Source organism: Williamsia sp. Leaf354 (assembly GCF_001424365.1).
GTDB lineage: Bacteria > Actinomycetota > Actinomycetes > Mycobacteriales > Mycobacteriaceae > Williamsia_A.
In genome coordinates this window covers 344,519-356,483 of sequence record NZ_LMPL01000003.1, presented here as the reverse complement: position 1 = coordinate 356,483, position 11,965 = coordinate 344,519, and the positions used below count along the sequence as shown (strand labels likewise).

Sequence of the window (11,965 nt, the reverse complement as noted above, 5' to 3'; positions counted from 1 at the left end):
ACGAGATGAGGGTTCGGTGTCACAGGAGATCAGTCGGCGGAAGCTGTTTCGGACGACCGCGGCCATCGGTGGCCTCGCCGCCGTCGGAGGACTCGCGCCACGAGCCGCTGCCCGTCCCGACTATCCGCCGGCGTACCCGTTCCCGCTGCCCACGATCTTCCACTCACCGCCGCTGGCGAAGTTCGTCGACGAGATGGTCCCGCCGCCGGTGCGATCCGGGGTCGGCGACCTGTCGGTGACCGCTCGATCCGGGAGGGCGCGCATGCATCGTGACCTGCCGTCGGTGCCGTCGTTCGGCTACTCCGACATGCCCTATCTCGGCGCCACCATCGACGGCAGGGTCGGCGAGCCGACCACCTTCAGGTACCGCAACGAACTCCTGCGCCACCCGTTCGCCGCCGACATCGACACCACGCTGCACGGCGTCAGCGAGAGCTACCGGGACCGCCCGCCGAACAGCCTGCATCTGCACGGCGCGGTCACCGCACCCGACAGCGACGGCAACCCCGAACGGCTGCTGATGCCGCGGGTCGGAACCGCCGTGCACCACTATCCGAACCGGCAGGAGGCCGGACACCTCTGGTATCACGACCATTCGATGGGCATCACCCGCACGAACGTCTACGCCGGACTCGCGGGCAACTTCCTCCTGCGCGACGACCACGACACCGGCGACGCCTCGAACCGGCTCGGGCTCCCGTCCGGCGAGTACGAGCTCCCGCTGATCCTGCAGGAGAAGATCTTCACCGCCGACGGCCACATGAGCCTGCGCTCGACACCGGTGGTGCCACAGGGCCGTTGGGAGGGCGGGGCCGTCGGCGACGTCGGCATGATCAACGGGACCGTGTGGCCGAAGATCACCGTCGACCGCGGGCTGTACCGGTTCCGGATCCTCAACGCCGGGTCGTACAGCGTGTGGACCCTGCACCTCTCGGACGCCACGCCGATGTGGGTCATCGGCAACGAGGGCGGGGTGCTCGACGCGCCGGTCCGCGTGCGCTCGTTCCGCATCGCGCCGGGGGAGCGGTACGACGTCCTCGTCGACTTCTCCGGTCTCCGCCCCGGCGCCACCGTCGACCTCTGCAACCGCGAGGACCCGCCGTTCCAGGCGGCGATGCTCGGTGAGGTCCGGATGCCGGTCTTCGGACGGTTCGTGGCGTCGCCCCGCACGGGTTTCCGAGGGCGGGTGCCGAGCCGACTCCGTGGCCGTCCCGGGCTGCCGGATGTGTTGCCGCCCCTCGCCACCGCCACGTCGGTGCGCAACGTGACGGTCAGCCAGCCCTACGCGCTGCGACTGCCGCCGGCGATCATGTCGCTCAACAATCTCCGCTACTCCGACCCGCAGATGGAGATGCCGAGACAGGGGACCACCGAGATCTGGAACATCATCAACGTCACCCCGGATCCGCACCCCATCCACATCCATCTCGTCACCTTCCGCATCCTCGGGCGGCGACCCCTGCGCACCGTGGAATACCAGGCCGCCCATCCACAACCGGCGATCGGTACCCGTTGGGCGCCGGCCCCCGACAGGTTCTACGCAGGGCCGAGTCAGGGCCCCGCACCGTGGGAGGCCGGCTGGAAGGACACCGTGCGCACCGACGGCGGGACGGTCACCCAGGTGGTGGTCCGCTTCCCGACCGCCGACGAACTCGGCTTCGACCCCGACGCCACCTTCGCCGCCGACCCCCTCGCGGGCACCCTCGACACCACGGGCGGGCGTTCGCCCGCGGCACCCGTGTCCGCGCCGCCGGCCCCCATGGCTCCCGGCACCTCGCCGGCCGAGACGTCCTCCGCGCCTGCACCATCGGCGCCCCCACCACCCGACCACTCCATGCACGACGGCATGCATCCCGCCTCCGGACCGCACATGCACCCGACCACGTTGCAGGGCTACGTGTGGCACTGCCACATCCTCGACCACGAGGACCACGACATGATGCTGCGCTACCGCGTGAGGGCCTGATGGCGTCATCCTCGGCGTCGGCCGTGGCGGCGACACGGGGCGCCTTCAGTGCGATCGGGGAGTTCTACGCCCTGTCCGCCGACGCCGCGCGGGCGATCTTCCGGCGGCCGGTGCAGGTCGACGAGTTCGGTGCGCAGGCGCTGTTCCTGGTGCGGGTGTCGCTGATCCCCACCATCCTCATGTCCATCCCGTTCACCGTCCTGGTGGTGTTCACCCTCAACTCGCTCCTGGGTGAGATCGGTGCGAAAGACCTCGCCGGTGCGGGAGCCGGGTTCGGCGCGATCACCCAGATCGGCCCGCTCGTCACCGTTCTCGTCGTCGCCGGTGCCGGGGCGACCGCGATGACCGCCGACCTCGGGTCACGGACCATCCGCGAGGAGATCGACGCCATGGAGGTCCTCGGCATCGATCCCGTCGCCCGCCTCGTCGTGCCCCGCGTCCTCGCGTCGACGGTCGTCGCCGTGCTGCTCAACGGCACCGTCTGCGCGATCGGCATCGTCGGCGGGTTCATCTTCTCGGTCTACGTACAACACGTGGGTGCCGGTGCCTACGCGTCGGGGGTCACCCTGTTGGTCGGGATCCCCGAACTGGTGTTGTCGGAGGTGAAGGCCGCCCTGTTCGGTCTGGTGGCGGCGCTGATCGCCTGCTACCGCGGACTCTCGGTGTCGGGTGGCCCCAAGGGTGTCGGCAACGCGGTCAACGAGACCGTGGTGTTCGCCTTCGCCGCCCTGTTCGTCCTCAATCTCGTCCTCACCGCGATCGGCGTCGCCCTCGGCGGGACGGTGCTGTGACGCTCGCGCAGCGGCCGTCCGCACGCATGATGACCACACAGCTACGGCGCGTCGGGGATTCGATCGACCGGTTCGGCGCGCTCGCGCGGTTCACCGTGGTGTCGGTCGCCTCGACCGGGCGCGCCGTCCGTCGCCACCGCGTCGAGACCCTGCGCATCATCTCCGAACTGAGCCTCGGGACAGGGGTTCTCGCGATGATCGGCGGCACCGTCGTCATCATCGGATTCCTCACCCTCTTCGCCGGCGCGACGGTCGCCGTGCAGGGGTTCAGCACGCTCGGCGACGTCGGCGTCGACGCGCTCACCGGGTTCCTCGCCGCCTACGTCAACGTCCGTGTCGTCGTCCCGGTCACCGCGGGCGTGGGTCTCGCCGCGACCATCGGCGCGGGCACCACCGCCCAACTCGGCGCCATGCGGATCAGCGAGGAGATCGACGCCCTGGAGGTCATGGCCATCTCGTCGGTGCCCTACCTCGTGGGCACCCGCATCGTCGCCGGGATGGTGACGATCATCCCGCTGTACGCACTGGGTCTGATCACGTCGTTCCTCGCCAGCCGGGTGGTGACCGTCGTCGTGATGGGCCAGTCGCCCGGCGTCTACGACCACTACTTCGCGACGTTCCTCATACCGACCGACGTGATGTGGTCGTTCCTGCAGGCACTGGTGATGGCCGCGATCGTCATGATCATCCACACCTACTACGGATTCCACGCCACCGGCGGACCCGAGGGGGTCGGCATGGCGACCGGGCGGGCGGTGCGGCTGTCGCTGCTGGCGGTCGTCACGGTCACCCTCGTCATCGCCCTCGCCCTCTACGGCAGTGCGCGTCAACTGCGTCTCGCCGGATGATGCGATGAACTCCACCACGACCTCGAGAACTCGGGTCTCCGACACCCTGATCACCAGGGCCTGCGCACTCCTCGTCGCATGTCTGCTCGCCGTCGTCGGGTACGTCACCGTCGCGGCGTTCCGCGGTGATCTCGCCGACACCGTCACCGTGTCGGTCCACACCCCGCGTGCGGGACTCGCCATGAGTCCCGGGTCGCTCGTCACGCGCCACGGGGTGGCCATCGGTCGCGTCACCGCGGTCGACGACACCGGCGACGGCGCCGTCGTGAGGATCGCGGTGGCCGCCGACGCCGCGCGCTCGGTCCCCGTCGACACCGGGGTCGACATCTCCTCGCCGACGGTCTTCGGGGCGAAAGCCGTTGCGCTCACCGATCCGCCGGTCTCCGGGGCCCGGGGACTCACCCGCGGCCAGACGATCGACGCCGATTCCGTCAGCGTCGAGGTCGACACCGTCTTCGAGTCGCTCACACGGGTTCTCGGCGCCGTGGAACCCGCCAAGCTGAACTCCGTGCTCGGCGCGTTGGCCGGGGCCCTGCGGGGCAACGGGGCACGGCTCGGCGCCGCGATCGACGACACCGACGCGGTGGTCCGGTCGGTGAACGCGCGGCTGCCCGCGCTGAACCGGGATCTGCGGTCGGGGGCGACGACCGCGGAGATCTACGCCGGCTCGGCCGACGACCTCATGGCGTCCCTGCGGAACCTCACGCCGACCGCCCGCACCCTCGACAGCCGATCCGACGACCTCGACGCGGTGCTGATGTCGACGATCGGCCTGGGCGACAGCGGCAACCGCGTGCTCTCACCGAACTCGGGTGCGCTGGTCTCGGCCATCCAGTTGCTGCAACCCACCGCGGAACTCCTGGCGCGGTACTCGCCGGAGTTCAGCTGCTTCCTCAAGGGCGCCGACCTCGCCTCGGAGAACGCCGAGAAGGTCAGTGGCGGAAACGGTTCGACCATGTTGCTCAACTCGACCATCGTCCTGGGTGCCGCGCCGTACACCTATCCCGGCAACCTGCCGAAGGTCTCGGCCGGGGGAGGACCACGCTGCGGGGCCCTGCCGCGGCTCGGTGCCGGCGACATCCCGGCGCCGTACGTCGTGGCCGACACCGGCGCGAACCCGTACGCCGACCGGCCGACCTCCCCGCGCCTGGTCAACGGTCCGATCCTGCAGCTGCTCCTGGGCAGTGACTGGGCGGGTCGGCGATGATGACGCGGTGGCGGTGGCTGCGGCTCGGTGTGTTCGTGACGGTCACGACCCTCGTCCTCGGCGGTCTGTTCGTGGTGTTCGGTGACGTACGGTTCACCAGCACCCGCGGATTCCACGCCGAGTTCTCCGACGTGTCCGGGCTGCGATCGGGCGACCGGGTCACCGTCGCCGGGGTCGAGGTCGGCTCGGTCTCGGGTGTTCGGATCACAGGGAAGAACCGTGTGCGTGTCGATCTCGGGGTCGATGACTCCTACCGACCCACCCGTGGGACCCGCGCCATGGTCCGCTACCTCAACCTCACCGGCGACCGGTACCTCGAGCTGCTCGACGGTCCCGGTGCTCCCACACCCCTGCCGGCAGGCGGCACGATCCCGCTGCGGCAGACGACGCCCGCCCTCGATCTCGACCTGCTCCTCGGCAGCTTCCGTCCGCTGTTGCGTGCCGTCGCCCCCGACCAGGTCAACCAACTGTCCTCGGAGGTGTTGGCGGTCCTGCAGGGCCAGGGCGGCACCGTCGCCTCACTGCTCGCGCGCACCGCGTCGCTCACCTCGTCCCTCGCCGACCGCGATCAGGTGATCGGTGGTCTCATCACCAACCTCAACGCGGTGTTGGGGACTCTCGACGATCACCGTGACGACTTCTCCCAGGCATTGTCGTCGGCCTCGCAGCTCGCCGCCGGCCTCGCCGCCGACTCCGCGACCGTGGGGACGGCACTGACCCGCATCGACACGGCTGCGGGCTCACTCGCCGACCTCCTGGGCGACACCCGCGACCCCGTCCGGGACACCGTCGGCGAACTTCGCCGCACCGCAACCCAACTCGACGCCGGACGCGACACGGTGAACAGCGTGCTGGGACGACTGCCCGACACCTACACCGCACTCACCCGACTCGGCGCCTACGGGAACTTCTTCAACTACTACCTGTGCGGTATCCGACTCAAGCTCACCGGACCCGACGGCAACGACCTCACGACACCGCTCATCGGCCAGGACCACGGGAGGTGCGCGCCGCGATGATGAACCGATACGACCGCGTCGACACAGTACGCACCGGTGCGGTCGGACTGATCGTCACCGTCCTGGTCGCCGTCGCCGCAGGCAACGTCGCCACCCTGCCGTTCCTGTCGTCGGAACGCGAGTACACCGCACAGTTCGCCGATGCGGGCGGCCTGCAGGTGGGCGCCGAGGTGGAGGTCGCGGGTGTCGCCAGCGGACGGGTGCGGTCGATCGATCTCGACGGCGCCCACGTCGAGGTCGCGTTCACCGTCTCCGGCAACCCGAGCCTGGGTGAGTCCACCCGCGCGTCCATCGCGACGGCGACCGTTCTGGGCACCCGCAACCTGCGGCTGACCAGCGAGGGTGGCGGCGCGTTGCGGGCGGGGAGCGAGATCCCGTTGGCGCGGACGACGTCGCCGTATGACCTGTCGACCATCCTCGGTGACCTCGCGCGCAGCACCGCCGCGACCGACACCGATCAGCTCGCCGACTCCTTCCGCGCCCTGGACGACACGTTGTCGCAGACCCCGGACGACTTGCGTTCGGCGGTCGACGGTGTCGGACGCCTGTCGCAGACCGTCGCCGCCCGTGACGCCGATCTCCGGTCCCTGCTCGACCGGGCCCGGCGGGTGACCGGGGTCCTGGCCCAGCAGAGCGAGCAGATCAACACACTCGTCCTGGCCGCCGACGAGATACTCGGCGAGCTCGATCGCCGGCGCCAGACGGTGGAGACCCTGTTCGCGAACGTCTCCGCGCTCGCGCGCAGCCTCACCGATCTCGTGCGGGACAACCGAGCCCAGCTCACCCCGACCCTGACCCGGGTCAATTCCGTGCTAGGGGTGTTGCGGGACAACCGCGACAACATCGGCAAGGCGCTGGCCGACCTCGGCCCCTACGTCACCGAACTCGGTGAGGCGGTGGCCAGCGGGCCGTTCTTCAGCTCGTACATCACCAACCTGATCCCGGGCCAGATCATCGAGCCGTTCATCCGCGATGCGATGGCACGGCAGGGTCTCCCGACCCCCGGACGACAGGGCGGACGATGACAGCTCGTCGCACATGGGCGATTCTCGCCGCGATCGTCGCGCTCGCGGCGGTGGTGTCCTACGCCGTGGTCCCGCGATTGACGACATATGCCGTGCGAGTCGAACTCGCCTCGGCCACCGGGCTCTACGTCGGCGACGACGTCCGCGTGGTGGGTGTTCGGATCGGTGAGGTGTCCGAGGTGCACCCGCGGGTCGACCACGCCGAGGTGGTGCTGCGGCTCGACCGCGCACGACCCGTCCCCGCCGAGGCGACCGCCGTGGTGCTCAACCAGTCGCTGGTGTCCGGTCGGTTCGTCCAGTTCACCCCGGCATGGACGAGTGGGGCGCGGATGACCGACGGCGCGGTCGTCCCCATCGCACGCACCGCGGTCCCGGTCGAGTGGAACGAGGTGACCGCGCAACTCGAACGCGTGTCGAAAGCACTGGCACCCCGCAACGGCGAGACCAGGGGTGCCGCCGGTGCACTCGTCGACTCCGCCGCCGCCAACCTGCGCGGACAGGGCGGCGCGCTGAACTCGACCCTCGGATCCCTCTCCGCCGCGCTGCGCACGATCTCCGACGGCCGCACCGACCTGTTCGGTGTCGTCCGGAACCTCGCGGTGTTCGTCGAGGCACTGTCCGACAGCGACCAGCAGATCGTCTCCTTCAACCGACGGATGGCGTCGGTCACCGCGATCCTCGACCGCAACCGTGACGACATCGGTTCGGCGCTGGGCGATCTCGACGTGTCACTGGGTGAGGTGCGTTCCTTCGTGAAGGACAACCGGCCCGGCCTGTCCGACGCGCTGAAGAACCTGAACCTGGTGGCCGGCGAACTGGCCACGCACCGTGACGATCTCGCCCAGGTGCTGCATGTCACGCCCACCGCACTGGCGAACCTGAACAACATCTACCAACCCGCGCACAACTCGATCACCTCGGCGTTGGCGCTGAGCAACTTCGCCAACCCGGTGCAGTTCGTGTGTTCGGCGATCGCGGCCGCCCAACAGAGCAGCGCCGAACGCGGTGCCTCGCTGTGCGTCCGGTATCTCGGTCCACTGCTGTCGCTGCTCACCGCGGACTACCCGCCTATCGCGTTCAATCCCACCCGTGGCGTCGGCGCGCTACCCGACCAACTCGTCTACAGCGAGCCGTCGCTGCGGCCCGGAAACCCCTCGGCGAGCAAGGGTGCCACGCCGTCCACACCCGACCTGCCGTCGATGCTGGTCCCACAGGGTGGTCGATGATGGCGGCCCGCGGACTCCGGCGTCGGTCGCCCGTCGTCGCCGCCCTCGCGCTGGTCCTGGCGTGCACCGCGTCGGCGTGTGGATGGCAGGGGATCAACTCGATCGCACTACCGGGCACACACGGCCGCGGTGACGGCGCCTGGGAGGTACGGATCCAGATGCCCGACGTGGTGACGCTGCAACGGAACTCGCAGGTGCTCGTCGACGACGTCGAGGTCGGACGCGTCGCCGATCTCCAGGTACAGGGTTCGCACGCGCTGGTGACGGTGTCGCTCGACGCGCACACCCGGGTGCCGGCCAATGCGACCGCCACCATCGGACAGACCACCCTGCTCGGGTCGGCGCACATCGAACTCGGCGTGCCGTCCGGGCAGGCGGCGCACGGGTCGTTGCGCGCCGGCGACACCATCGACCTCGCCCACGCGGGTGCGTACCCGACCACCGAACAGACGCTCGCGACGGTGTCGATGGTGCTCGGCGGGGGTGGGATCGACCAGATCCAGGACATCACCCGCGAGGTGAACGCCGCGCTCGGCGGGCGGGAATCGGCGGCGCGGTCGGTGATCGGTCGTCTCGACACCCTCCTCGGCGATCTCGACGGACAACGCGCCCAGATCACCCGGGCCATCGAGGGTCTCGACGACCTGACGACCCGGGTCGCCGCCCAGCGGGAGACGCTCGCCGACGCGATCGAGTCGCTGCGACCGGCGCTGTCGGTGCTGGCCACGCGACGCGTCGATCTGACCCGTGCCCTGGACTCGCTCGGTGCCCTCTCCCGCACGGCGACGTCGATCGTCACGGCGTCGGGTTCGGCGTTGCGTGCCGATCTCGCCGCGCTGCCAACGATTCTCGGTTCTCTCGCCGACTCGGGGAAGTCGTTGACCGAGTCGACGCGGTACCTGCTGACCTATCCGTTCCCCATCGACACCTACGCCAACGCCGTCCGCGGTGACTACGCCAACGGCGAGGTCACCCTCGATCTCCGGCTCAAGACCCTCGACAACGCGCTGCTGCTCGGTACCCCGCTGCAGGGGATGCTCTCCGGGGTCGAGGGCATCGTCGGGCGTGCGGCGCCGGCCTCCTCGTCGCGCCCGGCGCCCGGTCTGACCGATCTGCTGACACCCCGACCGGCGGTCGGTCCGTCGCCGGGAGGCACACCGTGAACCTGACCCGGACGATCCGGTGGAAACTCGTCGTCTTCGCGGTGATCTCGGTGATCGCCGTCGCGGTCGTCGGCGTTCTCTACGCACAACTGCCGCAGCAGGCGGGGATCGGCCGCTACGCGGTCACCGTCGACATGACCTCGGCGGGCGGTCTCTATCCCAACGCCAACGTCACCTACCGCGGCAGCGTCGTCGGACGGGTCACCGCCGTGGAGGCCACCGACACCGGTGCCCGTGCTCGGCTGTCGATCTCGTCCGACGCCCACATCGCCGCCGACCTCGACGCGACGATCGCGCCGATGTCGGCGGTGGGGGAGATGTACGTGGCCCTCGATCCGCGCAGCGGGGCGGATCCGCACCGCGACCTGACCGACGGTGCGGTGATCGGCGCCGACCGGGTGCGCCTGCCGACACCGGTCTCCGACGCGGTGGCGCAGGTGCAGTCGCTGCTCGCGTCGGTCGACGCGACGAATCTCCGTGTCGTCATCGACGAGAGCTTCACGGCTCTGAACGGACAGGGGCCTGCTCTGCGGTCGTTGGTCGATTCCGTCAGCGACATCATGGCCGAGGCGGCGGACACGATCACCCCGACCGCCACGGTGATCGACCGGTTGGGTCCGGTTCTCGACAGCCAGGTCGACAGCGCCGACGCCATCGGTGCCTGGGCGGCATCGCTGGCCCGGGTGACCGGGTCGCTCGCCGGTTCGGACGCAGCACTGCGCGGTGTGCTGGCCAGGGCGCCGGGAGCGGCGTCGGAGGCCACCGCACTCTTCGACGACGTCGCCCCCACCGTGGGCATCCTCCTGGCCAACCTGACCACCGTCGAACAGGTTCTCGCCGTGTACAACCCGGCGTTGGAGCAGGTGCTCGTCCTCTATCCGCCGCTCATCGCCGCCACCCAGGGAACCGGGTTGGTCAACGCCGACGATCCCGGTCAGAACACGTTCTTCGCCGCGGCCGGACTCAACGACCCGCCGCCCTGCATCACAGGCTTCCTCGACCCGTCCCAGCGACGGTCGCCGGCGGACCTGTCACCGGCTCCGGCCCCGAAGAACCTGTACTGCAAGGTCGACCCGAGCGATCCGCGGTCGGTACGCGGTGCCCGTAACCTCCCCTGCCTCGAGTACCCCGGATACCGGGCCGCGACGGTGACACTGTGTCGGCAACTCGCGGGCGGGCGTGCTCCACGAACGCCGACTGCCCCCGTCGTGGCGCCTGCGTCCGATGCGGTGTCGGCGCCCCGGCCGGTTGTCGCCGCGCGCCAATACGATCCGCGCCGCGGCGAGTTCGTCGCCGACGACGCCCGCGTGACCCGGGTGACCGGTGTGAGCGCGCACGGGCCGATCCCGCTCCGCGATCTGTTGGTCCCACCGGCCTGACGTGACCGGTGGCGGCGGCCGCGTCAGATCGGTTCGAAGCGATCGATCAGCCACCGCCCGTCGACCTCGGTGAGGTGCACCCGGATCGCGGTCGACGTCACCGACGCCGCGCCCGATGCCGGGGTCACCGACTGGTTGACGAACACGAGGGCCCCGGCCGAGCCCTGGTCGACGCGGATGGTCGAGGTACCCGCGACCGCGGCCTCCGACGACAACCCGCGTGAGCGGGCGTTGGGGGCGATGGCATCGGTCCCCAGCTTGGTGTAGTAGTCGCGGAAGTCACCGGTGAGAAACGTTGCCGCGCGGGCGAGATCGGCATCCACGCTGCCCGCGCGGTAGGTCAGGACCGCGCGGGTGCCGTCGGTCGCCGCGGTCATCACGTCGGCGCGGGAGGCGGCGACCGCGGCCGAGTCGCGGTGTTCGAGATGGAAGTACAGCGAGGTGGCACCCAGTGCGACCACCACCGCGCCGACCCCACCGGTGAGGACGACCGCACGCCGTCGTGTGCGCCGCCGAGTTCTCCCGGTTGCCTCGGGGCGTTCGATGGCCACCGCTTCCTCGGCTCCGTCCGGAGCGCTGTCGGTGTCGATGGTCACGTCGGTGTCGGGCTCGTCGGTCGTGTCGATGGTGGGCGCGTCGAGATCGTCGTGTGTGGTCATACCGCGAAATCCACCTTCGATGTGAGGATGCGGTCGCCGTCGTGGGCGAGCGCGAGTCGGAGGCGCCATACGCGGGGTTCGTTGTCGGCGCCGGCGCCGTTGGTGACGGTGGACGTCGCCGCGATCAACACGCTGGCCGTGCGGGAGTCGGAACGCTCGATCCCCGCCTCGGTGACCGAGCCCTTGGTGCTCACCGCGGCCTGGCGCACCACGGACACGAAACTGTCCGCGCGGGAGGCGAACTCCGACCGGAACTCGCCCGTCCCGCCGTCGAGGATGCGGTCGGTGACCGCCGAGGCGTCCGCGGGGTCGACTGTGATCAGGTTCAGCACCATCTGACGTGCCGCCGAGAGATAGCGCCCGTCGAGTGCCACCCGCTCGGTGTCGGCCACGGTCTCGGCGTGCGTCCACCACGTCGTCGCACCGGCGCCGGCGACGAGCAGCGCGGCCGCCAGCGGCACCACCGCACGACGGAGTCGATGAGCGGAACCCCGCTCGGGCGTGGGCTCGTCGAGTGTGTCGGCGCTGCCGTCGACAGTGGCGGTCGCCTCGTCGTCGGTGGTCTCGTCGCTGGGTGCCTCTGCGGCGCCGGCTCTGGTCATGGAGGTCTCCTCGAAGTCGAATCACGTACCATCCGGTATGGTACAGTCTGCCTGTGATTCAGGTCGCAGAACGCGACCCC

At 70.1% G+C, this 11,965-nt stretch carries 11 protein-coding genes; 9 read left to right on the top strand and 2 right to left on the bottom strand.

The genetic code is table 11. From position 1 onward, the window contains the following. Nucleotides 1-16 precede the first annotated feature (16 nt). From ASG12_RS13150 to ASG12_RS13110, 9 genes are read left to right on the top strand one after another with little or no spacing between them, the layout of a single operon-like run. Nucleotides 17-1,966: a multicopper oxidase family protein gene (locus ASG12_RS13150; RefSeq protein ID WP_055790208.1), complete on the top strand. Its 1,950-nt coding sequence runs from the start codon at nt 17-19 to the stop codon at nt 1,964-1,966. Next, entirely contained in the window at nt 1,966-2,757 is a 792-nt protein-coding gene (locus ASG12_RS13145; protein ID WP_055790206.1) for an MlaE family ABC transporter permease, read from the top strand. Before ASG12_RS13150 ends, ASG12_RS13145 begins: the two co-directional genes overlap by 1 nt. A gap of 26 nt (nt 2,758-2,783) precedes the next feature. Continuing rightward, nucleotides 2,784-3,605 carry an MlaE family ABC transporter permease gene (locus ASG12_RS13140; RefSeq protein WP_055790905.1) on the top strand — a complete coding sequence of 274 codons (822 nt, stop codon included), beginning with the start codon at nt 2,784-2,786 and terminating at the stop codon, nt 3,603-3,605. Nucleotides 3,606-3,609: 4 nt separating this feature from the next. Then, nucleotides 3,610-4,812, top strand: coding sequence for an MCE family protein (locus tag ASG12_RS13135; RefSeq protein ID WP_156378096.1), 1,203 nt, complete (start codon nt 3,610-3,612; stop codon nt 4,810-4,812). After that, nucleotides 4,809-5,831 carry an MCE family protein gene (locus tag ASG12_RS13130; protein WP_055790200.1) on the top strand — a complete coding sequence of 341 codons (1,023 nt, stop codon included), beginning with the start codon at nt 4,809-4,811 and terminating at the stop codon, nt 5,829-5,831. The genes ASG12_RS13135 and ASG12_RS13130 overlap by 4 nt, the downstream gene beginning before the upstream one ends. Further along, entirely contained in the window at nt 5,828-6,856 is a 1,029-nt protein-coding gene (locus ASG12_RS13125) for an MCE family protein (protein ID WP_055790903.1), read from the top strand. The genes ASG12_RS13130 and ASG12_RS13125 overlap by 4 nt, the downstream gene beginning before the upstream one ends. Next, nucleotides 6,853-8,082, top strand: a complete 1,230-nt coding sequence (locus tag ASG12_RS13120; RefSeq protein ID WP_055790198.1) for an MCE family protein — start codon at nt 6,853-6,855, stop codon at nt 8,080-8,082. Before ASG12_RS13125 ends, ASG12_RS13120 begins: the two co-directional genes overlap by 4 nt. After that, a complete protein-coding gene (locus tag ASG12_RS13115; protein WP_235456785.1) occupies nt 8,079-9,245 on the top strand; it encodes an MCE family protein in 1,167 nt (388 codons plus the stop codon). Before ASG12_RS13120 ends, ASG12_RS13115 begins: the two co-directional genes overlap by 4 nt. Next, nucleotides 9,242-10,624, top strand: coding sequence for an MCE family protein (locus tag ASG12_RS13110; protein WP_055790190.1), 1,383 nt, complete (start codon nt 9,242-9,244; stop codon nt 10,622-10,624). The genes ASG12_RS13115 and ASG12_RS13110 overlap by 4 nt, the downstream gene beginning before the upstream one ends. 23 nt (nt 10,625-10,647) lie before the next feature. Here ASG12_RS13110 and ASG12_RS13105 read toward each other — a convergent pair whose 3' ends face one another. Together ASG12_RS13105 and ASG12_RS13100 are read right to left on the bottom strand one after the other, a co-directional pair. After that, nucleotides 10,648-11,283: a hypothetical protein gene (locus ASG12_RS13105; RefSeq protein ID WP_055790188.1), complete on the bottom strand. Its 636-nt coding sequence runs from the start codon at nt 11,281-11,283 to the stop codon at nt 10,648-10,650. After that, nucleotides 11,280-11,885, bottom strand: a complete 606-nt coding sequence (locus ASG12_RS13100; RefSeq protein ID WP_055790185.1) for a hypothetical protein — start codon at nt 11,883-11,885, stop codon at nt 11,280-11,282. Before ASG12_RS13100 ends, ASG12_RS13105 begins: the two co-directional genes overlap by 4 nt. Nucleotides 11,886-11,965 lie beyond the last annotated feature (80 nt).